The 25939-nt window shown below is 50.5% G+C and carries 21 protein-coding genes; 9 read left to right on the top strand and 12 right to left on the bottom strand.

Features of this window, described 5'->3' with window-relative positions:
* On the top strand, positions 1-3006 hold a 3006-nt coding region (locus ACFVVF_RS17370; protein ID WP_387812131.1), incomplete at its 5' end, for an S-layer homology domain-containing protein.
* Between the two features lie 100 nt (positions 3007-3106).
* Here the strand turns inward: ACFVVF_RS17370 and ACFVVF_RS17375 are convergent.
* From ACFVVF_RS17375 to ACFVVF_RS17390, 4 genes are all read right to left on the bottom strand, one after another.
* A complete protein-coding gene (locus ACFVVF_RS17375; protein ID WP_387812134.1) occupies positions 3107-4552 on the bottom strand; it encodes a DEAD/DEAH box helicase in 1446 nt (481 codons plus the stop codon).
* 153 nt (positions 4553-4705) lie between these two features.
* Positions 4706-6001 carry a glycosyltransferase family 2 protein gene (locus ACFVVF_RS17380; protein ID WP_387812137.1) on the bottom strand — a complete coding sequence of 432 codons (1296 nt, stop codon included), beginning with the start codon at positions 5999-6001 and terminating at the stop codon, positions 4706-4708.
* Between the two features lie 200 nt (positions 6002-6201).
* Positions 6202-7077 (bottom strand): GGDEF domain-containing protein, encoded by an 876-nt coding sequence (locus ACFVVF_RS17385; RefSeq protein WP_387812140.1) that lies wholly within the window; start codon positions 7075-7077, stop codon positions 6202-6204.
* A gap of 149 nt (positions 7078-7226) precedes the next feature.
* Positions 7227-8333: a glycosyl hydrolase gene (locus tag ACFVVF_RS17390; RefSeq protein WP_387812143.1), complete on the bottom strand. Its 1107-nt coding sequence runs from the start codon at positions 8331-8333 to the stop codon at positions 7227-7229.
* Between the two features lie 246 nt (positions 8334-8579).
* On the opposite strand from ACFVVF_RS17390, the gene ACFVVF_RS17395 reads away from it, so the two are divergent.
* The 3 genes from ACFVVF_RS17395 (at position 8580) to ACFVVF_RS17405 (ending at position 12283) form a co-directional block, all read left to right on the top strand.
* Entirely contained in the window at positions 8580-9533 is a 954-nt protein-coding gene (locus ACFVVF_RS17395) for an ABC transporter substrate-binding protein (RefSeq protein WP_387812146.1), read from the top strand.
* Positions 9526-11184 (top strand): AraC family transcriptional regulator, encoded by a 1659-nt coding sequence (locus tag ACFVVF_RS17400; RefSeq protein ID WP_387812149.1) that lies wholly within the window; start codon positions 9526-9528, stop codon positions 11182-11184. The genes ACFVVF_RS17395 and ACFVVF_RS17400 overlap by 8 nt, the downstream gene beginning before the upstream one ends.
* 208 nt (positions 11185-11392) lie before the next feature.
* Entirely contained in the window at positions 11393-12283 is an 891-nt protein-coding gene (locus ACFVVF_RS17405; protein WP_387812152.1) for a stalk domain-containing protein, read from the top strand.
* A 724-nt stretch (positions 12284-13007) separates the two neighbouring features.
* Here ACFVVF_RS17405 and serS read toward each other — a convergent pair.
* The 3 genes from serS to ACFVVF_RS17420 all read right to left on the bottom strand — a co-directional run bounded on the left by serS (position 13008) and on the right by ACFVVF_RS17420 (position 15552).
* On the bottom strand, positions 13008-14285 hold the full coding sequence (gene serS, locus ACFVVF_RS17410; RefSeq protein ID WP_387812155.1) for a serine--tRNA ligase: 1278 nt from the start codon (positions 14283-14285) through the stop codon (positions 13008-13010).
* 324 nt (positions 14286-14609) lie between these two features.
* The gene (locus ACFVVF_RS17415; protein ID WP_387812158.1) at positions 14610-15092 is read right to left on the bottom strand and encodes an anthrone oxygenase family protein; all 483 of its coding nucleotides are present in this window, start codon (positions 15090-15092) and stop codon (positions 14610-14612) included.
* Between the two features lie 34 nt (positions 15093-15126).
* Positions 15127-15552 (bottom strand): MarR family winged helix-turn-helix transcriptional regulator, encoded by a 426-nt coding sequence (locus tag ACFVVF_RS17420; protein WP_387812161.1) that lies wholly within the window; start codon positions 15550-15552, stop codon positions 15127-15129.
* Between the two features lie 353 nt (positions 15553-15905).
* On the opposite strand from ACFVVF_RS17420, the gene rpiA reads away from it, so the two are divergent.
* Positions 15906-16580 (top strand): ribose-5-phosphate isomerase RpiA, encoded by a 675-nt coding sequence (gene rpiA / locus ACFVVF_RS17425; RefSeq protein WP_387812164.1) that lies wholly within the window; start codon positions 15906-15908, stop codon positions 16578-16580.
* Between the two features lie 149 nt (positions 16581-16729).
* On the opposite strand, the gene ACFVVF_RS17430 is transcribed toward rpiA, so the two are convergent.
* Positions 16730-18424 (bottom strand): M3 family oligoendopeptidase, encoded by a 1695-nt coding sequence (locus ACFVVF_RS17430; RefSeq protein WP_387812166.1) that lies wholly within the window; start codon positions 18422-18424, stop codon positions 16730-16732.
* Between the two features lie 160 nt (positions 18425-18584).
* A complete protein-coding gene (locus tag ACFVVF_RS17435; protein ID WP_387812169.1) occupies positions 18585-19025 on the bottom strand; it encodes a MarR family winged helix-turn-helix transcriptional regulator in 441 nt (146 codons plus the stop codon).
* Between the two features lie 122 nt (positions 19026-19147).
* Here ACFVVF_RS17435 and ACFVVF_RS17440 point away from each other — a divergent pair, with 122 nt between their 5' ends.
* Positions 19148-19735, top strand: coding sequence for an NAD(P)H-dependent oxidoreductase (locus tag ACFVVF_RS17440; RefSeq protein WP_387812171.1), 588 nt, complete (start codon positions 19148-19150; stop codon positions 19733-19735).
* A gap of 171 nt (positions 19736-19906) precedes the next feature.
* Positions 19907-21589: a histidine kinase N-terminal 7TM domain-containing diguanylate cyclase gene (locus ACFVVF_RS17445; RefSeq protein WP_387812173.1), complete on the top strand. Its 1683-nt coding sequence runs from the start codon at positions 19907-19909 to the stop codon at positions 21587-21589.
* A 394-nt stretch (positions 21590-21983) separates the two neighbouring features.
* Here the strand turns inward: ACFVVF_RS17445 and ACFVVF_RS17450 are convergent, their stop codons facing one another.
* Positions 21984-22487, bottom strand: a complete 504-nt coding sequence (locus ACFVVF_RS17450; protein ID WP_387812176.1) for an SRPBCC family protein — start codon at positions 22485-22487, stop codon at positions 21984-21986.
* A gap of 293 nt (positions 22488-22780) precedes the next feature.
* Between ACFVVF_RS17450 and ACFVVF_RS17455 the strand changes: the two genes are divergently transcribed.
* Complete coding sequence (locus tag ACFVVF_RS17455; protein WP_387812179.1) at positions 22781-23407, top strand: nitroreductase family protein; 627 nt, start codon at positions 22781-22783, stop codon at positions 23405-23407.
* Between the two features lie 79 nt (positions 23408-23486).
* Here ACFVVF_RS17455 and ACFVVF_RS17460 read toward each other — a convergent pair whose 3' ends face one another.
* Positions 23487-24560: an LLM class flavin-dependent oxidoreductase gene (locus tag ACFVVF_RS17460; protein ID WP_387812181.1), complete on the bottom strand. Its 1074-nt coding sequence runs from the start codon at positions 24558-24560 to the stop codon at positions 23487-23489.
* 247 nt (positions 24561-24807) lie between these two features.
* On the bottom strand, positions 24808-24924 hold the full coding sequence (locus tag ACFVVF_RS17465) for a sporulation protein YjcZ (protein ID WP_081735465.1): 117 nt from the start codon (positions 24922-24924) through the stop codon (positions 24808-24810).
* A gap of 200 nt (positions 24925-25124) precedes the next feature.
* Here ACFVVF_RS17465 and ACFVVF_RS17470 point away from each other — a divergent pair, with 200 nt between their 5' ends.
* Positions 25125-25481, top strand: coding sequence for a GIY-YIG nuclease family protein (locus ACFVVF_RS17470; protein ID WP_387813121.1), 357 nt, complete (start codon positions 25125-25127; stop codon positions 25479-25481).
* The last annotated feature ends 458 nt before the right edge of the window (positions 25482-25939 follow it).

Below are 25939 nucleotides of genomic sequence, written 5' to 3' on the forward strand. Positions count from 1 at the left end.
AATAACACGCAGGATCAATTGGATACTGCTGCCGGTCAGTTAAATGCATCGGTTCAAACCTTTAAAGCCGCCGTCGTCCAACCGGGCATTCCGACTTCGCTGGGCGCGGCGATTACGGCGGCGCAGCAGGCGTTGACGGATCATCCGGAAGGCGTCAATGTGGGGCAGACATCGGTGGAAACTCGCACCACGCTGGCAACTGCCATCGGTACAGCGCAGCAGATCCTCGGTAATGCGAGCAATAACACGCAGGATCAATTGGATACTGCTGCCGGTCAGTTAAATGCATCGGTTCAAACCTTTAAAGCCGCCGTCGTCCAACCGGGCATTCCGACTTTGCTAGTCGCGGCGATCGCAGCGGCGCAGCAGGCGTTAACGGATCATCCGCAAGGCGTCAACGTGGGGCAGACATCGGCGGGAACTCGCACCACGCTGGCAACTGCCATCGGTACAGCGCAGCAGATTCTCGGTAATGCGAGCAACTACACGCAGAATCAACTGGATACTGCTGCCGGCCAGATAAATACATCGGTTCAAACCTTTAAAGCCGCAGTACTGCAACCGGGCGATCCGACGGCGCTGGGCGGGGCGATCACGGCGGCGCAGCAGGCGTTGACGGATCATCCGCAAGGTGTCAACGTAGGACAGACGTCGGCTGAAGCTCGCAGCGCCTTGGAAACTGCCATCGGTACAGCGCAGCAGATTCTCGATAATGCGAGCAACTACACGCAGGATCAACTGGATACTGCCGTTAACCAGTTAAATACATCGGTTCAAGTGTTTAAATCCGCAGTGGTTCAACCGGGCATTCCGACGGCGTTGGTCGCGGCGATCGCTGCGGCGAAGCAGGCGTTGACGGATCATCCGGAAGGTGTCAACGCGGGGCAGACGTCGGCAGATGACCGCGCTGTCCTGCAGACCGCGATAGATGCGGCGCAGGTTATTGCTGACGATGCGGAAAACCAATCTCAGATTCTATTAGATGAGGCAACTGTCAGTTTGAACAATGCTCTGGCGGAATTCGAAGCCGCTTGGGTGGAGTTGGTGCTAAGCGCCCCAGCTAATGATTTGTACGGCACGAGCGACACGCTTCGCTTTAAGGTATTTTACGGATACGAAGTAACCGTGACCGGGACACCGGTCGTTCCGATCATGGTTGGAGACGATTCCGGCACTCAGACGGTATATGCTTCCTATACAGGAGCGCGCGGCACGGCATTGACGGAACTTACTTTCGAATACGAAGTTCCGGCCGGGCTCGCGGATGTGGACGGTATTGAAGTTGCCGCAGCGTTGGAGCTCCCGAACGGCGCAAGCATCGTTCACGCCTCCGGCGGAGCTGCCGCTTCGCTGATGTACAGAGCACCGGACACGAGCGGAATACGTATTGTGGCGATACCGCCCGATGTTACCCTAACGGTTGCACCAAACGGATCGGCACGTAAAGTAATCAACGTGACGGCAAGCGTGCACGGAGCAACTGGGGGTAATGCGCTGACGGAGCTCCGCTGGCTGCCCGGTAGCCTGAGCGAGGCTGATTTTGCCGGAGGAACGGAAGGCACTGATATTTTAGCCGCGCTTCAATTCACTATAGCGGCCAACGGCGACTATACCGTATATGCCCGGGACGCAGCAGGCAATGAAGCAGTGAAAGTCATTACCCTTACCGGCATCTCAACACCATCTTCGACGAATATCGGCGATCAACCGATCACAGCGGAGACGAGCGTGAAGATAAATCCGGGTGCTGGGATTACTGTTCTTGTCGCTCTAACCGACATCGAACGGGTCACGCGTTCGGATGGCAAGGTGATCGAACAGGTCATCCTTTCTGAACGGACGAGGGAGCGAGTGCTGGAGCTTCTGAAAAATGCGAAGGAACCGTTTGTCAGCATTGAAATCGGCGATCGGGAGCAAGCGGTACAGACACGTTTTCCGGCTGATTGGATTGCGGATATGGCCAAAAATTATCCCAATGCGATAATCGAGGTGAGGCTGAACGACTCTAGCTTTCAATTGCCGATAAGCACGATCGATCTGACCAGGTTGGCGGAGCGTCTCGACGCGAAAATATCGGATTTGACCGTGAGCATCATTCAGGAGCAGGCCGGAGAAGATGTTCGACAAGAAATCAACCGGATTGGCGTTTCTCAAGGTTTTGTTGTATTCGCCGACGTCATCGATTACAAGGTGACGGCGGAAGCAAACGGGCAAACGTTGGAGGTGCGCGACTTCGGCGGATCTTACTTGATACGGACCATTAAATTGGACGGAGAGAAAACGAACCGTAACCTGGTTGCCGTTCAGTATATCCCGGCAAATGGAACCATCGTTTTTGTTCCGGCACAGCTGGGCACCGGTCCAGACGGCAAAACGGAAGCGATTCTGAACGTGCCGCATAACAGCTTGTACACAGTCGTAGATGTCCAGGCCCGAAAGTTCGTCGACTTAAACGGATACTGGGCGCAGGCGGATGTGGAGCATCTGGCGTCCAAGCTGCTGGTGAACGGCGTGACCTCCGACCGTTTCAGGCCAGCGGGAACCATTACGCGAGCGGAATTCACGGCCTTGCTCATTCGCGGGCTGGGGCTGTCCGTGAATGAGAGCGAGGGCATTGCCCGCTTTGCGGATGTCCCTGCGTCCGCATGGTATGCGTCTGCCGTGTATACGGCGGTGGCGAACGGGTTGGTGAGCGGCATTGATGCCGGCCATTTTGCGCCTAACGACCCGATTACCCGCGAGCAAATGGCCATGTTGATCGACCGCGCCTTAACCTTCACCGGACATGGAAGCGTTGGCGCTGGACAAGAGGGCGGCAGTCTGGCCGCTTTCACGGATCGAGACTCCATTTCCTCATGGGCGAGAGCGGCGGTAGCCCGCGCATCGGAAGTCGGCATTATGAAAGGGAATGAAGACGGACGCTTCGCGCCGACAGCGCATGCAACGAGGGCGCAGGCAGCGGTCATGCTGAAGAGGTTCCTGCAATACGTACATTTTATCGAGTAGTAGACTGTGCAGACCCAAACATCGGCAAGTATTGAAATGGAACAACAAAAGGCATCCCCGCTGACAACGAGGATGCCTTTTGTCTTATCATACCAGCCTGCTACCGCTTGCCGCGGCGCACCTTCAACAGCTTGCCTTTGACCGTCGTATTGCGCATTAATTCCAGCACGAGCGAGCCTTTGCCGTTCAGAATCTCCACATCGGTGACATGGTCGAGAATGGTAATGATCCCGATGTCGTCTGCGGTGACGCCTTCAAGCTTGGCGATTGTGCCTACAAAATCGACTGCTCTCAGCTTTTTCTTCTTGCCGCCGTTAAAGTTCAGCTTCATAATCTGCTTATTCAGCTGCTCGCGTTTATCTTTTTTCAGCTCTGGTCCCCTATTGTGCTTCTGCTCAAATTGCTCTCTGTGCTGATCAACAATTTCCTCGGAGGGAGCCTTCACCTTCGGAATGGCGAACCCGATATACGCTTCGATTTCGGCCAGACGCCCATAATCCTTCGGCGTGACGAAGGTAATCGCTTTGCCTGTCTTGCCGGCGCGGCCTGTCCGGCCCGTCCGGTGGACGTAGCTTTCTTTATCGAGCGGAATATCGTAGTTGATGACATGGGTAATATTCGTAATATCGATGCCTCTGGCGGCTACATCCGTTGCAATTAAGTAACGGAATTGTCCTCTGCGGAAAGCATTCATTACCTCAAACCGCTCTTCCTGCTCCATTCCGCCATGAATACGATCGCAGGAGTAATCAAGATCGGCCATCTCCCGGAACAGCTTGTCCACATGCTCCTGCGTGCGGCAGAATACGATCAGGCTGTCCGGATTCTCGACAATAAGCAGAGACTGAAGCAACTCCAGCTTGTCGGCCTCCATCACTTGAATAAGGGAGTGCTCGATCGTAGCTGTCGTTAGACCGCTCGCCTTGATCTCGATCTCAGCGGGGTGATCTAAGTATTTGCGCGACAGCCTGGCGACGTCTTCCGGGAACGTAGCAGAGAAGAGCATCGTCACTCTTTCCTGGGGCAGCGCTTGAATGATGGCCTGTACTTGCTCAATGAAGCCCATGTTCAGCATTTCGTCGGCTTCGTCAATTACGAGATAGGAAATCCGATCCAGCGGCAGCGTGCCGCGTTCGATGTGATCCAATACACGCCCCGGCGTGCCTGCGACCATATGCGTTCTTTGCTTTAACTCAGCCCTTTGGATGTGAAAAGGATGCTTCCCGAACAACGGCGTCGACTTGATCCGTTTGAAACGGCCGATGTTCATCAGGTCTTCGTTGACCTGCAAGGCCAGCTCGCGGGTTGGCGTCAGAATTAACGCCTGCGGTTTATTTTCATTCCAGTCAACCAGCTCGCAGAGCGGGATGCCGTAGGCCGCCGTCTTGCCGCTGCCCGTTTGCGATTTGACGACAAGATCCTTTTTCGCTAACGCGACAGGAATAACCTCCGTCTGTACCTCTGTTGGCGTCTCATAGCCTAGACTGCTCAACGCCCGCAAAATTTCTTCGCTTAATGCATAATCCGTAAACTTCTTCTCGCTCATCTTTACCCTCTTCTGCACTGTATTCGATTATTTAATCATTATACTCTGAAAACCGTCAGCAATTACGTTTTATGACGAAAAAGCACCCTTTGGCGGGATATCCCTCCCGGTCGAGCAGAGAGGAATATCCTTCTAAAGGGTGCATGCTGTTCGTTACCCGAATCGTTGGGTCTTGTACCATTTACTCTTTCTGCCGAGTATTTTGTCCGTAACGAGTGAGTAGAACGCTTTAATAGAGATGATCAGGAAAAGCTGCGCATAGGTGAAATAGGAGACGACCGAAATGACAAAGTTGCTGATGGTGCTCTGTCCAATATCGGTAGCCAGCGCCAAATTAATTTGCAGCACATAGATGTAATACATCAGCGCCCATGCGATCATCAAATACAGGTAAATGTCGTCGCCAAAATTAAACGGCATGACGACCGACGGATTAAATAGGGATACGATATAATACCCGATATTCGTAAGGAAGATAATGTCTGAAATAATGATAGCAATCATAAACCAGAAATAACTGACCGCATAGTAGAGAACATGGAGCTTAATCCGCCAGCTTGTCCGATTGAACAGATGATGGATGTTCTCGATGACAACGCGGAAGTTGCCCTTAGACCACCGCTGGCGCTGCTTCATATAAATGCTGAGCTTTTCCGGCTCCTGCTGATAGGCTTCAGCCTGCGGAGCGAGTGCAATTAATTGGCCGCGCGTCAAAATTTCGAAGGAAATAGCGGTATCCTCCGTAATGGCATCCTCATCCCAGCCGCCGATTTCGCGGATCAGCTCCGATTTGACGATAAAGTTAGTGCCTGGAATCGTCCCGAGCTTGAACAATTCCCATAATCCCGTATGATGCACACGTTGTATGGTGATTAGCTCCAAATTGATACATTTGGTCAGGAAATTTTGGCTGCGGTTACGCGCTTTGTTGCGGCCGCAGACGGCGCCATAGCGGTCGGGCTTCTCCATCGCCTTTTGTATGAGAAAAGCGAGCGCATTTTTCTCCGGTGCAGCATCAGCGTCGTAGATGCAAATCCATTCGCCTTTCGCCAGCTTGAACGCATCGTTCAAAGCGCCGGATTTGCCGCCTGTTCCTTTCCGCTCCAGAATATGAAAGTCGCGATCGCGGTAGGCAGGCTTGCTTTTGAGCGCCTTAAGCTTTTCCGCCGTGCGGTCCGTACAATTATCTGCAATTACGATCAGCTGGAGCTTATGGGCAGGATAATTCATGAACAGAATCCGCTCTACCGTCTGAACAATAACGAGATCCTCGTTATGGGCCGGTACCAGCACCGTAACGGTCGGATAGTTATCCATATCCTGCGGGATCGTAAGCGTCTGCCGGTTTTGCCTGCGAATAAATTTGATCGCTCCTGCCATAATGACAATACTCTCAAGTACGGCGATCCAGATGCTGACAACCGAGAATAGAAGGAGAAAATCAGACATGGTGTTTTCCCCGATCATATTTCTCAATCACTCTGGCGCGGAATGACAAGGTATAGATGGTTAGAATAATGACGGAAAGCGTCAATATTGACGAGACTACAATGCACACCGGGACAAACCAGCTAGCGTTAATCAAAGCGAGCACATCCTTTCAACCTTTTTTCGCATCGCACGCAGCTCCCGCTCACGATGCGGAAAATTTAAATATATTCCGCAACGAGATCGGTCTCCGTGCCTCTCTCAAGTGTCGCGATGACATCGTCTACGTGCTGATAGAGGTCGAATTGCTCCCTTTCAAAACCAAGGATCGCTGCCCGGACGACAAGCTGCAGAGGTTGTCCTCGCTTGTCCTCAAAGTTGATGTTGATCATCGCATTTTTGATGCGGTCTGTCACCGCGGGGAAAAAGCTCCGGTCCGTAAGAGGACATACGATGATGAAACGGCCGGCATCAATGGAGAACTTGGTGTCCTCATGCCGAATCTGCCGTTGAATCGTATCGGCGATTTCGATGATAAATTTAGAATAGCGCTCGTTGCCAAGCGATTCTAAGACGAGAGGCAAAAAGTCTATTTTGAACATCGCGATGGAAAAATCATATTTGTCGCCGTACCGATTGGCTAAGTTCGCTTGCTTGGTCAGCGTATCCGCCAGCGCTTCTTTGTTCCCAAGACCTGTATCGAGGTCAATCATGGGGGTATTGCTCGATAGGGCATTCAGACGCTCCAAAATATGCTTCGTCCGAATGATCCGGTACTTAACGAAAGTGGCGATCAGGATGTTGGCGGGTATGAAGAGCAGCCACAATGTTTCCAGAATATTCACACTTCCATAGGTAGTAAGCCACACTAAGTACGTCACAATAAATAGAAAAACAAAGACGACGGAGAAGCCGGCGGGAATGAAAAACCCGGCCGCTAACACGACCAGCGCCCCGACACTGGCTCCAATCTGCCATCCGGTAAAAGACTGGTTCAAGTACAAGTTCAGGTAGACGGCCAATTGCTCTGCCAGCAGAAGAACAATCAAGCTGACATAGCCGATGTCTACGTTGCGTAAAGCGATTTTGTTATCCATCGTCTTTCGGTCCGTTCCTTTCGGTTCATGATGTCGTACAGCCTTGTTGTCATCGACTAATTCTACTGACATAAGCAGATAACCGCAAGGCAAAAACAAGCCAAAAAGCTTGGTAGATAAAGGGAGGCCGGGTTCCGTCTACAAGCGCTCTAATGGCCCTTAAGAGAAACCTCAGCAAGAAGCGGGAATAAATTATCGAACAGATGCGTATCCCCATCGAACACATAACCGCCCTTATACCGGGGATTATGGTCCCGCATTGCGAGCATCAGGGGATAGAGCTCTTCCGCCCAAGCTTGATCCCTCGTCTCCAGTGCCAGCAGAATAGCCAAGCCATAGACGGAAGGCGACTCATAGTCGACTGCCGGCTGGCGCGAGCTGCGGTCATATTGTCCGAACAGCTTTCCCCGGTTTTTCAACTCCTGCTTGAGAAAATGGATCAGCTCCTGAGGAGATTGTCCAAGCTCCGCGACATGAATAGCGACAATTAGCTGATCGATTAGATTAACTTTATCGTCCGACGTATATTTCGAGACTCCCACTTCGTATTTTTGCGGATAAAAGATTTTTTGGCTTGCAGCGGGCAGTTGTTGCAAGAGCTCAAGATGCCTGTCCAGAACGCTCCGGTCAATAAGTCCATGCCGTTCCATAGCTTGCAATGCCAGGGTATCTACATAGACGAGACTTAGTACATCTGCGGACTGCTGATGCAGAAAATCATGATAATCAACGAAATAGCCTTCTAGCATCGACGATTGCTGCAGCCGGGCTGTAATTGCCTCTGCAGCTGCCAGGTAAGCTGTCTGCTGCCAAAGGTCATAACCTTCCAATAGTGCTCTGACGATACGCAGATCGTCGCCGAGTGCATTCGTATTCACCTCCGAGGTGCCGTCCGGCTGCAGCTTCCATTTGATATAGTTTTGCGGTGACAGATAGCGCTCACGCAATAAATCGTAGCTTTGCTGAAATCGCTGCTCGTCCCGGTTCAACAACGCGATTTGCATCCATACGCCCAGCGATTCGGATAAAGCCTCGTGTCCGGCGACGTAATCGGGATTTGCGGATGGTGCCTCTTTCAAATAAGTGGCTAATGTGCCGTTTGGGTTCGTCATGTTGTGTTCGATAAAAGCTAGTGTGGGGGAAACGGCCGCTCGTTTGGACATATGCTGAATCCATAGAGAAACTGCGATACCTGTTATTAAAATGGTGAACGTAATGATGATGCCTCGCTTCGGCAAAGGGGATTTCGTTGTCATGCGTTCTCCTTCAGGGCGTGCAGGATGATGTCGCGTACCCCAAAGATAGCAAACTCTACGGACCGTAACAAATATCAATAGTCCCTGTAGGTCTTTTTTACTGAATAGGAGAAAGGGGAGTCTGCACCTAGTTATGCAAGAATGCGGCGATGCGGGAAAAAAGAGCATTTTTGGTTATTCACAAAAACAGATCAGTCCATTATACTGTGTGAATGATAATCAATATCAATTGACAGGAGATAAACGATGAAGAACACACGACGCGGTTTATTTGCAATCATGGCCTTAATTCTAGTTAGCATGCTTGCTGCATGCGGGAATCCGGCAAATAATGAAGCGCCTGCTGCCACAGCAACTGATGCTCCAAGCCCTGCGGCAGAAGAGGCAACCTTTCGTACACTGACCGATGCCGCTGGCCATGAGGTAGAAGTGCCTGTCCATCCTAAGCGGATTATTGCTGCGTTTATGGAAGATCCGTTGTCGGCTATGGATATTAAACCAGTAGCACAATGGGGAGTAGCAGGTGTCCCGCAGCACTATCTTCAAGACAAGCTGGCAGGAATTCCTGTTCTCAAGATGGATAACGGATTGCAGCCGGAGGAAGTTCTTGCTTATAACCCGGATCTGATTATTTTTCTAACCGCTGATTATGCCAAAGATGGTTACGATCAGTTTGCCAAAATCGCGCCTACCTTCATTCTGTCGGATAATCCAAGCGACTGGCGCGGAAATCTGCAAAAGCTCGGTGCTCTTCTAAACGAAGAAGACGCAGCGACAAAGGCGTTGGCGGCCTACGATGAGAAGCTGCAACAGGCAAAGGAACAGCTCGGCAGCCTGATTACGAGCAAAACAGCCGTCTTGCTGCAGCCTGTAGGCGACAACTTCAAGTTGTTTGGCCCTGGCTTTTACGGCGGCGCAATGCTGTATGACGAGCTTGGCTTCCAAAAGCCTGATGTGCTGAAAGGCGAGTATGATGCTTACTCAATTGAGACGCTAGCTCAGCTTGATAAGGTCGATTACATCTTCGTTCTGTCGGGAGAAGGAAGAGAAAAACCGCCGGAAGACAATCCGCTGTGGAAGGCATTGCCGGCTGTGAAGGCCGGACACGTCTTCGCCGCTGATTCGGGCCATTGGTTTAACAACAATTCGATAGCGAACGGCTTAATGATCGAAGACGTTCTCAAATACGTTCATGAATAGTCATCCTATTTCAGACCTGCAGCATAATGCTGCAGGTCAAGTTTGCTATAAGCTGCTGAATGTTGAACCGGTTAAGAGTATGCTGAGCGGCGGGCCGGACCGGAACTTTATTCAGAGCAGCTCCCATGTGCTGCTGCTCTCCAAGACGAGCTATGGCCGGCTGGTCATTAATGGGCAGTACTATCCGCTGCGTCAGGGCGGCGTTTATGTATGCCCTCCGGGTCAATTAATTGAAGCGGAAACCGGCAATGAGCCGGGCCATATGCTGCTTCATTTTGAAGGCTTTTACATGCCAGCGCCAATGGAGGAGCAGGAGGTGGTTCTGCACACAGAAGAGGTTTGGCGTTTTCCTTTTGCAGGTGAAGCGGTTATTCACCCCGCCTCAGCCGTTATTCATTTATTTGACCTTTTACATGCGGGCTGGAGCCAAGGCAAGCAGTCATCTAGACTACGGTGCGAAGCGGGGTTACTGGAGCTGCTGAGCTTGGTGCTGGGTTATCAGGAGCAGCAGATGGAGCTGGCGCTCGAGACGGCAAAAATGGAGCTGGAGCGAAATTATAAGGAAGACATTACAATCGATCAGCTTGCCGGAATCGCGGGGCTGAGCCGGTTTCATTTTATGCGGCTGTTCAAGGAACGTTATGGCAAAGGCATTATGGAATACCGGACAGAGCTGCGGCTGATGGAGGCCAAACGGATGATGACTTCGCCTTCGGCGCCTTCACTCGCTGTCATTGCCGAGGCGATCGGGTATAAGAATGAGACTTACTTTCGCAATCTGTTCAAAAAACAGACAGGCATACCTCCGGCTGCCTATCAGAAAAATCAAAAATGCAAAATCGCCGCTTATAGCTGGATGAACATCGGTCAGCTGCTTCCGCTGCAGATGATTCCTTTTGCAGCACCGGTAGACCATTATTGGACCGATTACTACCGCAATCGTTACAGCTATGAGATTAAGCTGCTGCTGAGCCATCAGTATGAGTTTAATCGGGAGATTTTAAGGAAGGCTGAGCCGGATTATATTATCGGTGTCGATCATTTCATTCCTGCCGAGGAGCAGCAGAAGCTGAAAGACATCGCACCGACGCTGCTGCTTCCCTGGAAGGGGGAATGGCGGGAGCATCTGTCTCTAACGGCTGCTTTTATAGGCAAGGAAGAGGAAGGCGGCAGATGGCTGGAGCGCTACGAGCAGAAGGCGGCTATTATCCGCAAACAGCTCGGGCCGGCGACTCGTCGTGATACCGTTGCTGTATTTATTGTTAGCAAAGGTCAACTATATGTATGGGGAAGGAAGGCGGGAACGGTACTCTATAACGATTTGCAGCTCGGAATGCCCCCGGCTGTGGCTGATATCGACTGGCTTGAACCGATAGATGCGCAGCATTTGGACCGATATGATGCCGACCGGGTTCTGGTGCATGTTGAGGGAGATCCCTTGTCGCAAGCGTACTGGAGCCATCTTTCCAGACAGCGCGATTGGAAACGTTTGGCGGCAGCCTGCGGTCCAAAACTGCAGGTGTTCTCTGGCAATGATCTGTTTAAAGCGCCATGGAATGAGTACTCCGCCCACTATTGCGAACGATTTCTCGACGAGGCGCCCGGACTATTCCGCATTGCGGGAGCGGCTTTGCCATTCCATAGCGAATAAGCCGGATAAAGGACAAGCTCGGCCAGCACAGTGTGCTTCCGTTGCTTGTCCTTTTTTGTTCTATGTGGTTTAAATTTCATGTGACAGCGTGTATATACATATTGGCTGGGACGATGTAAAAAAATCCAACCGCAACACTCTCGATCTGCCCACGTCTATATTTTCAACGAAGGAAATTTGTGAACCTTATTTTAAAGGAGGCATACCTATGTGGAAAATCAAAAAAGCGACGTTAACGCTGCTGACAACCGCTCTTCTTGTTCTGCCCAGCTTGCCGGGACAAATTTTTGCCAATGCTGATACAGGGAGTAGCTCGAGTATACCGGCCGTGAAGTTGAATGAGCAGAATAATGCTGTTTTAGATGATGGGGCAACTGTCATTCGCGGGGGACATTTGAAAGACAATCGGCTGCTCATTCCAGTGCGGGTCGTAACGGAAAATTTGGGAGCGAAGGTAAACTGGAATGCAGCATCCAAAACCGTCACGATAAGCAAAGACGAGGTAGAGGTCGTATTAACCTTAGGCTCGAAGACCGCATTGGTCAATCAAATGCCGATTACGCTCGACGTGGCTGCTGAAGAGAAAAATGGCGGGACTACGTATGTTCCTCTTCGTTTTCTAAGCCAAGCGTTGGGTGCGGAGATTAGCTGGGATCAGAAGGCGGGTCAGGCAACCGTTCAGTTAAATGGCCAAAGCCTTATCATCATTCCCGATAAGCCTCCTGTTCAAATTCCCAACGAAAAGCGGCTGACCGCCCGGCAGCAGCAGATCATCGCCGATAAGCTGAACGAAGCGACGAATCTGTCTTCGATCAAGCAGATCCGGACGTATTTCAGCCCTTATTTCACGGATCGATTCATCAATACGATCATTCAGAATAAGGGGCTGAAATATAAAAATCAGCTGAAAGACGTCACTCCGTCGGCGCTGCAATATATCGACAACCAAACAGCTACCTTAACACAATATGTGTTCATTTCGTCTGACTATGAAACGGAAACGTACCTCCACCGCAAAGCCACGCTCACCTACACCGGCAAGACGTGGAAGGTAAATTCCGTCGACTTCAAGCTGGAAGAGTACAATTTGCGGCCATAGCCAACTAGCTGGGCTATTTGGAGTTTTGAAGTTTGAAGTTTGAAGTTTGAAGTTGGAAGTTCCACAGCAGATCGCTGTGGAACTTTTTTTTGGTTTTGCCGCCTCAATGGTGCCTCAGCGATATCGCCGAACGAACTTGGTTCCGCGGAGAGGGGTTCGCTGTAGCAGGCACGAGCTCCAACTAGTCTCCACACAGCGAACGTGGCGTCGCAAAATAGCGAACCAGCTTCGCAGTACGCTATTCCGCCGCCGCAGTGCGCCAGTCCAGCATCGAATAACGAATCAACTTCGCTATTAGCGGCAGTAAGCCCGCCCACGGCCGAATAACGAACCTACTTCGCAAATAGCGAAGAGAGGTTCACAGTAAGTCCACCGTTAGTCTTGTAACGAATCGGCTTCGCTATTTAGCGAAGCTAGATTCGCAAATGTGTGCGAATACCCCGCGGGTTTAGTCTACAGCGAACTAAATTTCGCAACTGGAGAACCTAGGTTCACGAAAAGCGAAGAAAGGTTCGCTGTAGCAGGCCAGTCCTCCGGCTAGTCTCTGCACAGCGAACTTGGCTTCGCAAAATAGCGAACCAGCTTCGCAATGTGCCTGCCCACAGTGGAATAACGAACCAACTTCGCAAATAGCGAAGCTGGATTCGCAGTAAGCCCGCCGAAAGCCGCACAACGCCCCTACCTCGCACCCAAGCGAGCCAAGTTCGTATCCGCACCACTTTCCCTAGACCTGAAGCCGCTCAATCCCGTTCATGTACTTGCGCAGCGCTTGCGGAATGCTGATCGAGCCGTCCTCCTCTTGGTGGTTCTCCAGCAGCGGGATCAAAATCCGGGGCGAGGCTACGGCTGTGTTGTTGAGCGTATAGCAGAAGCGCAACTTGCCGTCCGCATCCCGGTAGCGGATATTCGAGCGTCGTGCCTGAAAATCAGTAATGTTCGACGACGAATGGGTTTCCCCGTAAGCCTCGCGGCTGGGCATCCATGTCTCGATATCCATCTGTTTGTACGTTTTCTGCGACATATCGCCGGTGCAGACGGCCATAACCCGGTAAGGCAGCTCAAGCAGCTGCAGCAGCTCTTCAGCATTTGCCGTAATCTCCTGCAAAAGCTCTTCCGATTTTTCCAAGCTATCCTTACAAATCACGACTTGTTCCACCTTCGAGAATTGATGGACGCGGTACAAACCCTGAACGTCTTTGCCGGCCGATCCGACCTCGCTGCGGAAACAAAGCGACGAAGCCGCCACTCTAATCGGTTCTGTTACATCCACGATATCCCCGTTGAAGTAGGCCAGCAAAGGCACCTCCGACGTCCCCACCAGCCATGCATCTTCCTCTTCAATTTTATAGGTTTGATCCTGACTCAGCGGAAAATGTCCAGCATGGAGCAGCGCATCCGTACGGACCATTAACGGCACCTCCAGCGGCGTAAAGCCTTTCTCCATCAGCAAGTCAAAAGCCAGCTGCTGTACAGCGCGGTGCAGCAGAACACCCGGCCCTGTCAGAAAGTAATGGCGGCTTCCAGCCGTTTTGACGCCGCGCGGAATATTGATCATGCGATGCAGCTCGCCGAGCGCGACATGATCCCTCTTTTCAAAGCTGAAGACAGCAGGCTCTCCCACCCGTTTTATCTCAACGTTGTCCTGATCTGAGAGGCCTCTCGGCGTGTCCGGCGATATCCGGTTCGGCACGTATAGCATCAACTGATTAAATTGCTGATCAGCTTCCCGATACTCGCGCTCCAAATCATTCAGACGGCGATTTAGCTCTTTTGCCTCCATTCGCATCCGTTCCGCATTGACGGCATCCTGCTGCTGCAGAAAAGCATTAATCCGGGGAGCCATTTCATTTCGTTCCCGGCGAAGCCGCTCGACCTCCTGCAAAAGCAACCTCCTTTTGTCATCCCATTCCAGAAGCTGATCAACAGAAATCGCAATTCCCTTCTGATTGGCTGTTTCTTGCACTTCATCCCGATTGTGACGAATCCACTTAATGTCTAACATTGGCACCGCTCTCCTTTTCTTATGAAAATACAAAAAGCGCCCTCGTCCATATGGGACGAAGAGCGCTTGATTTCGCGGTGCCACCCAAATTGACCAGACAGCATCACTGTCCAATCCACTTAGTTCCGCGTTAACGGGCGGGTCCGGTAAACTTAGGGAGAATTCACAATTCCCCTTGACGAGTACGCCTCCGAGTTGGATTCTCTTCATCGGCACGATTTCAATATTTTTAATAGTATAGTGTATGCCGCAGTTCTTATGCAAGTGTAAGTTATTACACTGGATTAATTTAGACCTACAGTGAAGGGGCTAGTTAGTTGAACCTCACCATTTGCGGATTGCGATAATAAAAGAAACCAAGGCCGCCAATGAAGCGATTGTTCGTACATGATTCCAGACGACCCAATCGGACAGATAGCCTGCCCACACCCGGGCGCCTTCTGAGCTCTCCGGCTTCACAGCTGCTAAGGCGTCGTTAAGCGGTACATTTAATATGCCCGTCACCAAAAAACAGCCGAGCAGATAAAGTAAGCTGCCAATCAGCATGTATAAGGCGCCTGGAGAACTCCAATTGAACCATGCGGCAACCCCAAGAAAGACACTGATCAAAGCCGTTCCCATAAACACCAGACCGAACAAGGTTTGAAGAATAGTCGTATTAATAGACTGCATGGCCGCTATGCCTTGCTCGGCGGGGAGCTTGGCAAGAGCTTTCATGACGAAGGTGGAAAAGGCGAAAAATATGCCTGCAATCAAGCCGCTTCCAAGCGCGGACCCATACGTTAAATAATAGAGAAAGCTATTCATAACGATACGCCTCCAATATTCATGAAATGAAAGCTTATTCGATTTTCTCTAGCTGATCGCTTACTTGATAAAGCTGCAATGAAAGCTGGTCGCCTTCTTCACCCAAAATGGTGTTATACCTGCTTCTAAGATTATTCCAGCATTCGTGGATGGATACTTCTAATGCTTTGCCTTTATCCGTAGCATAGATGAGGGACAGCCGCCCTTCGTTGCGATTATACAGCAAGCCGCTGGCAGTGAGCTTTTCGATTGCCCGGGTCACCGTAGAGGGTTGAAGGTGAAGAATTTGGCCTAGCTCCTTCTGGGATATACCATCTTTCTCATAGACGGCCATCAGCAGAAAAGCCGAGGTGGGGGAAAGCCCGCTTACTTTAAATTCATCCTCGGCCATTTTCGTAATGATTCTGCTAAATCGGTTGCCGGTGAAGAAGAGACATTCCTTGAAATAAACATCTAACAAAATAGGCGCCGCCTTTCCGATCAAAATTCAGTAAGTTGTTTGTACATACAACTTTAATTATTTTGCCTTTATTTGTAAAGTATTAATTTCACGAAGAAAGATTCCTCAGCGCTAGAGAGACGCAGACGCAGCTTCCCCGCTATTGAGGCGGGATTTTATTATTGCTAAGATAGAGACAACGGCAACTGCCCGATCCAATATCAGTTATCTATTTATCTGAACAAGAACATGCACCTGCCTGCAGTCCATTGTGAAGATGGGCCAGGCAGGTAAATCAATAAATGCTCGAGCAGACTCGCGAGAACAATCAAGCCAGATTAACGGTTCTAAGATAAGGGAAGGGGACAGCAACTATGGATGCGAAAAGAATAGCCGGCGAAAGAGCTGCCGGCTTTATAGAGGATGGAATGTCGGTTGGACTGGGAACAGGATCAACCGTTTATTGGACGCTAATGAAGCTGGGAGAACGCGTTAAGGACGGACTGCGTATAAAAGGCGTAGCGACCTCCAAAGCGACGGAAAAGCTGGCCGGAGAGTTGGGCATTCCGTTAACCGATTTTAGTGAAGTGGAGCAGCTGGATCTGGCGATCGACGGAGCCGATGAAGTTGACGGGCAGCTCCAGCTGATCAAAGGCGGCGGAGGCGCACTTCTGCGTGAAAAGCTAGTGGCGGCCAACGCCAAACGCTTCATTGTCGTCGCCGACGAATCGAAAGCGGTAACGAGCCTCGGCAAGTTCCCCCTTCCGATAGAGATCGTGCAGTTTGGCTGGGAAGCGACGCGCAGGCAGCTGGAGAAGCTGGGCTGCAGCACCAGCTTACGCATGGCGGAGCAAGCTCCGTTTATTAGCGATAATGGCAACTACATTATCGATTGTCAGTTTGAAGCGATCACAGACGATGCCGTGAAATTGAACGAACAGATTAACATGATTCCGGGCGTGGTCGAGAATGGGCTGTTCGTGAATATGACCGATCTCGTCATTATCGGAGGACAGAATGGTGTCGTGACGGAGCGAGGCCGGGATTAAGAACGCAGCTCCGAAGGCAGTTGAGCCTCGGGAGTCAGGGCATGCCATCTGGGCGCAGCAACTGTAAGATTTATTGCAAACGAAAAAGCAGGACTACCAAGAAAGCTTAGGGTAGTCCTGCTTTTTTTAGCTACAGGGCAGGCAGCGAACTAAAGCGCCTTGTCGTCTACGCCGTTCAGCCAGCTCTCGATGCTGCCGATGACGGAGGTTACGCAGCCGTTCTCGAATGGCGAGATTAAGCCGGCTTCGCGCACGAGCTCTGTGAAGGAGAGGCTACCGCCTAAGCGGCACAGGTCGAGATACGCCGACCATGCGGCTTCGCGGTCCTCGTGCATTTTTTTCCAAAATTGAAAGGCACAGATTTGCGCCAGCGTGTAGTCGATATAGTAGAACGGCGAGCTGAAAATATGTCCCTGCTTATGCCAGAAGCCGCCTTGCTCTAGATAGGCATTGTCTGCATAGTTGCGGTGCGGCAAGTATTTCTTCTCGATCTCCCGCCATGCCTGCTTCCGTTCCGCCGGTGTGGCATCCGGATTCTCATAGACAAAATGCTGGAATTCATCGACCGTTACACCGTATGGCAAGAAGTTCAAGGCGCTGGCGAGATGCTGGAACCGGTATTTGTCGGCGTCCTCCTTGAAGAACAGATCCATCCACGGCCAAGTGAAAAACTCCATGCTCATCGAATGAATTTCGCAGGCTTCATAGGTCGGGAAGCTGTATTCCGGCACAGCGAAGCTTCTGCTCTCATACACCTGGAAGGCATGCCCGGCCTCATGTGTCAGAACGTCGATATCACCGGAAGTACCGTTAAAGTTGGAGAAAATATAAGGTGCGCCATACTCGCTAATATAGGTGCAATAGCCGCCGCTTTGCTTCCCTTTTTTGCTGACCAGATCCATGAGTCCGTTGTCCTGCATGAACCGGAAGAAGGTATCTGTCTCCGCGGACAGCTCCTGATACATCGTCGCTCCGTTGTTCACGATCCAGTCGGGATCGCCCTTTGGCTTGGCGTTTCCGGTGAGGAAGGCCAAGCTCTCATCATAGTAGAGCAGCTGCTCCACGCCGATCCGGCTGCGCTGTCGATCCTTCAGCTTGGAGGAGACAGGCACGATGTGCTCCAGCACTTGATTGCGGAAATTAGCGACCATTTCTGCGCTGTAATCGGTGCGTGACATACGCGCGTAGCCAAGCTCCACATAGTTGGCAAAACCGAGCTTCCGTGCGATTTTCGTCCGGACTTTGACCAGCTCGTCATAGATCCGGTCGAAGTTTTCCTCATTGTCGGCCATAAAGCCGGAGGACGCTTCAGAAGCCCTTTTCCGCACGTCACGGTCGGTTGACTGCTGGAAGGGAGCGAGCTGAGACAGCGTACGCTCTTCGCCTTCGAACTCGATTTTGGCCGAGGCGATCAGCTTGGCGTATTCCGTTGTCAGCTTGTTCTCCAACTGCAGATCCTCGATAACCTCGGGGCTGAACGTTTTGAGCGACAGCTCCGCCAATTGGAACAACTGACGCCCCCACTTCTGCTCCAGCTCCTCCCGGAACTTAGAGCCAACGAGCGCCCGGTAATAATCCGTTATGTACTCTTGTACGACGGGGCCGTTTTCGTCAAAGAAATCCTGCTCCGCCTTATAAAACTCATCATTCGTATCGATAGAGTGACGAATGCTTGCGATTTGCTGAGCTGTATCGAATTCGCTGCGCAGCTTGTTGATAGCGGACATCGCAGCGTCCTGTGCTTCATATCGTTGTGCAGACGTGAAGTCGGACAGCAGCTCCTTAAATGTATGCTCAAAGGCTTTTACATCAGGACGCTCATAAGGGTATTCATTGAATTTCACAATCTTGCACCTGCCTTCTTTGGAATGGGATAACGATAAGCAGCATAAAGCTGCCGTAGTAATCATTTTATTCGATAAGGGTACAGCTTACTCCTCCCATCCAGCAGACATTATCAAACGAAAAAGCACCCCTTTCAAGGACAGGGAGTGCTTGCCTTTACTATTTAGGATCGCGATAGAACACTTTTGTATGCAGCAGCTCCATCGCTTCGTATATCGCTTGCTGCTCTTCCTCAGTTGCATCCTTCATCCGTTCGAAAAAACGGCTGCCCAGCTGCCCGAACACGCCGTCCATAACAGCCTGTCCCTCCGCTGAAAGCCGGATAAACTGCTTGCGGCGGTCACCCTCGACGTCAAATTTCTCGCATAGGTTTTTCTCGCTGAGCTTCTTCAGCTCACGGCTCGTATTGGGCATGGAGATATGTTTGCAATCGCTAATTTGGCTGAGCGTAACGGGCTGGCTGACTGCGATATATTCCATAATTCCATATTGAACGGGAGTGATATCACCCGGTATGACGTCCTTTGTGTAATCATGCGTGACTTCATGAACCGCGGCTGTAAACGCTACAAGCTGATGGAAAAAAGCTTCTTTATTCAAGCGGAATCACCTCTTTATGTTCACGATAGCAAAATAATTATCAAAATACAATTATCATTTGACAACTAAAAGAAGGAGGTGCTATGATTTCGTTATCAAATGATAAGTAAAGAGGTGGCGGAATGAACACGTTAGTCATATACACGCATCCCAATCATGAAAGCTTGAGTTATGCGTTTCTGCAGAAGGTGCTGCAAGGCAGTCAGGAAAACGAAAGGATTACGGAAGTTCAAGTGCTGGACTTGTATGAGGAGCAATTCGATCCGGTGCTTGTGTTCAATAAAAACAAGCGCAGGAGGGATATGCATCGGGACCCTAAGCTGGAGAAATACCGGAAACAGCTGCTGTGGGCGGATAAAATCGTATTCGTCTATCCGATCTGGTGGGGCAGGCCGCCGGCCATGCTGTTAGGGTACATCGACCAAATGTTTGCCTCGAATTTCGCTTACCGGGATACAGGAGGGATGCTGCCCGAAGGACTGCTGAAAGGGAAAACGGCTGTCTGTGTCTCTACTATGAAGGGACCGGTGCTGTACCCGCTATACTGGCTGAACAATGCTCCTAAGGTATTGATGAGAAAAGCGTTGTTGCAGTATGTGGGCATCAAACGCGTCAAGTTTTTTGAATTTGGCAGCATGGAGAAGAAAAATGGCCGGCAGGGCGAGAAATTGGAAAAAATATACCGCTACTTCAAGACTGTGGCGCATTAATGGGAGGTTTTGTAACTCAAGCTCTCTAGAAATTTCTTCTAATTCGAGCTTTTTTCGTAACAATCGACAACGGCATCCCACATTCGCTCCCTTTTGTGATACCATCGAATTAATAGAAGGGTATACGGCTACGTTAGCTTTGGCCCAATTTTGTAGTGGAGCGAATAGATCATGGGAACGCCTTATTCCGCTGTCATAACGCTTATCGTCACCGCCGGCGTCATCAACGTCATTATGGGCATCTACGTGCTGACCAACCGGTCGAAGCAGTCGATGTCGAAGACGTTTATTGCCCTTAGTTTGTTTTCGGCGATCTATGTATTTGGTACGGCTCTGGAACTCTCGGCGGAGTCGCTTGAGGAAATTAAGCTATGGATTAAAGTGGAATATTGGGGCTTGCCGTTCTTGCCGCCGATTAGCCTGCTGCTCATTATGCAATTTCTAGGGATGGAGCGTTACTTGAAGCCTCCTCTGCGCATCGGGCTTTTTGTCATGCCAGTTGTGACGGTACTGCTTGTGATGACGAATGATTTCCATCATTTCTATTACCGGTCCGTGGAGATTAGCAGAACGGCTTCATTCCTGAAGGTAGACCTTGTGGCCGGGCCCTGGTATATCATTCAAGGCGGGTATACCTTCGGCTGCATGTTTGGCGGTGTTGTGCTGCTTCTGCTGTACTGGAACCGGATGAAATCGTCATACCGGCTGCAGCACGTAACGATGCTGGTAGGCTTGCTGCTGCCTATAGCTGGTGATTTTGCCTATCTGGGCAATTTGACGCCAGAGGGTATTGATCCTATTCCGGTTATTATGACCATCACGTCTGCGATGTATATGTATGCGCTCGCGGGAAAAGGGCTGATGAACGTCGCTCCGATTGCCAGAGACAATCTGTTCGAAAGCATGGGCGACGGCGTTCTTGTCCTGGATATGGAGAATAGGCTGGTCGATTACAATCCGGCTGCAGCTTCCGTTATAACGAAGCTTACGGCCAACTCTATTGGTCACTCTATTGAGCCGTTATGGCGGATGCATACGGATGCGCTTTTGCTTGATCCAAGGGAAGAGGAGCTGGAGAGTTCCGCACGTGACGTCTCGGCGATACAGGAGGAGGAAGTGCTCTGGATGCTCGACGGACAAGCGTACTATTATCAGATTCGTTCTTCGATTGTGCGGAAAAAGGGCGGACAGGAGAATGGCAAGCTGATCGTCCTGATCGATGTAACGGAGCGGGTGCAGCTGCAGGAGAAGCTTCGCTACTTGGCTTATCATGACGGCCTTACCGGCGTATACAATCGTTCTCATTTCATTCAATTAAGCGAGAAATTGCTGGACGAGGCGGTATCCGCCAACGAACCGCTTGCTATTCTGCTGTTCGATATCGACCACTTTAAGCGGATTAATGATGGTTACGGTCATGACGTAGGGGATAAAGCGCTGCTGCATGTCGTGGAGCTGTGCCGCGGCTTGCTGCGAAGCGAGGATATTTTCGCCCGCTATGGAGGCGAGGAGTTTGTCATTGCAATGCCGGGGCTGTCGCTGTATGAGGCAGCAGCAGCTGCGCAGAGCATTCGGGCGGCAATCGCCGCGCAGCCCTTAGTGCTGACGGCGATGTCGCAATTACAGCCCCAGCCGCAACCGCCGCCGGTTGTCTCCATTACAGCGAGCTTTGGCGTTGCGGTTGCTTCCTCTATTGGCCTTAGCGGTGGAGGAGTGACGGTAAGTCAGACGCTGAGCGCTGCGGACCGGGCGCTGTATGAAGCCAAGAACAGCGGGCGAAATACGGTGCGTATGGCGAGCGGTGATGATTTTGCTGATTTTGCGAGTCATACAGCTGCCGGTACGTCGGCTTAAGGAGAGATTAGAAAACCACCGTGAGGTGGTTTTTTATATTGCAGTGGTGGACTAAGACGTTTTCTTTTCCCTGTAGATGGGAAGTAAGAGGACGCGAAGCCAATTTAAAGCTAGATGGAGTAACCACATGTAAAAGTGCATTTTGAATAGCTGCAAAAGGCTGAATATAACGGTCAAAATGTAAAAGTACATTTCAAAGCATCCAATCCAGTTAAAATGGGGGTTTTTAGGCCGATTTACCTGCACATTTGCAGTTTGATGCGCTAAATCGCTGAAAAGGCTGCTTCCAGCATGTATTTTTACATTTTGATAGTGAATGATCTCACATAAAGTCGCAAAAAAGCTGCCGAGATTGCTCTCGACAGCCTGTACCGCCAATTGGCGATTTTTAAAGTTAAGCTTTGGCCAAAAATGCGTCCAATTGATCGAAGGTGCCGCCGAAGCCTTGCTGCATCGATTCATGCATCGATTTGAAAAATTGGAGTTGAGCTTCGGTTGCGTTAATAGGGCCGCCACGCATCGTTAGCAGCGTTTTGCCGTCTTGCTCGGAGAAGATCAGTGTGTTTTTGATTTCAATTGGAAAGTCAGCGTTAAATGGAGCAGGGACGGTGTTTGCTTCTTCATCGGAGAAGGAATTAACGAATACGAGCTTTTCCGGCGGGACAATCTCATGGAATACAAATTTGCCCCACATCATATGTCCTTCAGGAGACTTCATGCTGTAATGAAAAATACCTTGCGGGCGGAGTTCCAGCTTGGACACTTCCAGCTCCATGCCGGTCGGTCCCCACCATTGCTTCAACTGATCAACATCGGTCCAAGCCTGAAAAACAATCTCGCGGGGAGCATTGAACGTGCGTGTAATTTCCAATTCGTAGGTTGCTTGATTTTCGGACATAGTAGGGCCTCCTATGGCATTCGGGTTAAAGTACTTGATTATGTTTTCATTTATTTGGTGATGTAATTCCTGTATCGAATATACTTCAATGGGAATATTCCTGTCAAGGAATATTTAAAGCTCTATTTTGGAGAGAAAATAATGGGTTTGAGAGGTTGACAAATATCTTCAAATATAATAACTTTAATTAAAGATATTTATTTGGTTTTATATCCCATAGCCAATAGGGCTGCAATACATATCTTTAATTGAAGATTTAGAATTAGTACACCATGAGAAGGAGAGAGATGAAGATGAGTGAATTGACAACAGTAGTGAAAGAACGCAGATCCGCCATGAAATTTAAACAGGATGTAGAAATTACGGAGCAAGAGTTGAACGAAATGTTTGGGCTTGTTAAATATGCCCCTTCCGCTTTTAACTTGCAGCATGCCCGTTACGTAGTCGTGAGGGACGAGGCTGTTAAGGCTCAATTGCATGAAGCTGCGGGCAAGCAATATAAAGTGTTAACAGCGTCCGCTGTTATTATGGTGCTGGGCAACCAGGACGCTTATAAGGATGTTGGACCGATCCATGAAGGACTGCTGAACCTTGGCGTGATGAGTAAGCAAGAGTATGATGCGACGGTGGAGTCGGTCATAGGCTTTTATGAAGAGCGGGGAGAGACGTTCAAGCGGGATGAGGCGATCCGTAATGCAAGCCTGTCGGCTATGCAGTTCATGCTGATTGCCAAGGATAAAGGCTGGGATACTTGCCCGATGATCGGCTTCGATGCTAATGCGGTCAGCAGCCTGCTGAACATTCCAGAGTCGCATATACCAGTCATGATGATTACAATCGGCCAAGAGGATACCTCAAGCCAGCGTCCGCGCGGCTACCGCAAGCCTGTTGGTGAGTTTGTCAGTTACGATGCTTTTTGAAAAATAGATGGTCAGCAAAGAAACAGCCTCCCGTCGATGGGAGGCTGTTTCTTTGTGATAAGCTGTTGCAGCTATCTGTTTACTTTTGTCCCTCAATGCGGGCCAATTCTTTCTGTACGATCGGCGCGACTTTTGTGCCAAGCAGCTCAATTGCGCGAAGCACCTCGCGATGCGGCATTGTGCCGACGTTGACATGCAGGAAGAAGCGGGTCAGGCCGAGATTTTTGCGCAGCAGAACAATTTTCTCAGCAACGTACTCTGGATCTCCGACGTAGAGAGCACCCCGAAGGCTTCGGGACCAGTCATAGGTCTCACGGTCATATTGGCCGCTCCAGCCGCGCTCGCGTCCGATGACATTCATCTGTGCTTGCATCGGAAGGTAGAACGATTCAGCCGCCTGCTCATTTGTATCTGCGACAAAGCCGTGGGAATGAGTGGCGATTTGCAGCTTGCTTGGATCATGCCCGGCTTTCTCTGCAGCTTGCTTATAGAGCGCGACAAGGGGAGCGAACTTCTCCGGCATTCCGCCTATGATCGCAAATGCGATCGGCAGTCCCAGTGCGCCCGCCCGGATAGCCGATTGCGGGTTGCCCCCGCTCGCGATCCATACTGGAAGCGGGTCCTGTACGGACCGCGGGTAGACGCCTAGATTATGAATAGCAGGACGGTGCTCGCCGCTCCAGCTGACTTTTTCGGATTCGCGAATTTTCAGCAGCAGCTCCAGCTTTTCCTCGAACAAGGCATCGTAATCGTCCAGGCTGTAGCCGAACAGCGGGAAGGATTCGATGAACGAGCCTCTGCCCGCCATGATCTCCGCTCGTCCATTGGATAGGCCGTCTAGAGTCGAGAACGCTTGATACACGCGAACCGGATCGTCCGACGACAGCACCGTTACGGCGCTGGACAGCCGTATCCGCTTAGTAGCATGTGCAGCTGCTGCCAGTACAACTGCCGGCGTGCTGCCTGCATAGTCGGGACGATGGTGCTCCCCGATCCCATAAACATCTAACCCGACCTGATCGGCCAAAATAATTTCCTCCACAGCGTTCCGCAAACGTTCCGCGTGGCTCATGATTTTCCCGGTCAACGGATCCGGTGTTGTCTCCAAAAACGTACTGATTCCAATTTCCATAATGTTAGCTGACTCAGTCATTGCTGCCCGCCTCCTTTTTATATAATTCCAGTGTACTAAAAAAATGAATGTTTCTCAACTTTAGTTAGTATAAAGAATTTGAGCAGCTAATTATGTAGGTGAATAGGCTGGCCTTTTTGCTGAGCCTGCTTTTTAGCTTGCCATAGAAACCGAAAAAAGACCCGTTGAACCGGGCCTTTTCTCGAGTTTTCTATAGGAAAAATCTGATAATCGGTGTGCAATGGAGGCTTTAGCAATTCATTAGTAATTAGTAGCCGAAGCCACCGCCAAAAATACCGCAGCTGCAAGCGATGATGACCAACAGAATGAACAGTACAAGAATGGCAGCAGGGCTAGTGAAAGCACCGCCAACGAAACCGGACATGAAATGCACCTCCCAACATGTTGAGTACACTGTAGGTTATGTCGCAGCGTACCAAACGGGTTGGGTGTTTACCGGGGAGACGTTTGATTTGATGCAAATGCCTATACCTGCGGGTCTCTTCTTTTTTATAAGGATTAGGATGTGTTCCAATGCCATTTGTGATAGTATTTCATCTATAACGAAAGAGGAAGTGAATGGGCTTGATTCAGATTATCGTTCCGGCACCGGATGTTTCGATTACAAAACAGGACAACCCCGTGCTGAGCAATATTTACGGCTTTACCGATTTCCACCTGATCCCTAGGGATAAGGGCGGAATCTTTATGTTTTACAACGACAAGGACGAGCTGTTGTTCTGCGGAAAAGCGAGAAAGCTGCGTCCGCGGATCAAGAAGCATTTTGAGGATTCCGTGTCGGTCATGAAAGCAAAACGGGACGAAGTAGCGAAAATCGAGGTATGCGTCGTTGAAGACGCCGTCCACCGCGACATCTACGAGACGTTCATCATCAATCAGCGCCGGGCGAGGTACAACGTAGAGAAAGTATTCTACAGATAAGCCGCCGGCCGGAGAAGGCAACAAGCGCCGGGGATTATGCCAGGCGTTTGTTGCTTTTTTGTTGTGTGCGACGTGTACGGCACTATGCATCATAATACGGTTCCTGCACGCATACGGCACTCAATATATGTAGAAGGTACTGCGTTAGCCGGTTCGGACACCGCTAGAAGTGTTTGCAGCGAATTTACTTTCGCAAAATAGCGAAGGCGGTTGGGTAGAGGGACTTTTAGGCGGGGGAAGCGGATGCCCAACAGAGGAAACCCAACAGAGGAAACCCAACAGAGGAAACTCAACAGTATGGTGGGCACCACGGGGCATATAGCGAAGCAGGTTCGCTGTATAACGAACCCAGATTCGCTGTTTGAGCTGCGAACGACTGGCGGTGATTCAGCAGCGAACTTCGTTTCGCTTTTGGAGAACCTAGGTTCATGGGTAGCGAAAAAAGGTTCGTTAATCGC

Source organism: Paenibacillus sp. NPDC058174 (assembly GCF_042883865.1).
Taxonomy (GTDB): Bacteria; Bacillota; Bacilli; order Paenibacillales; family Paenibacillaceae; genus Pristimantibacillus.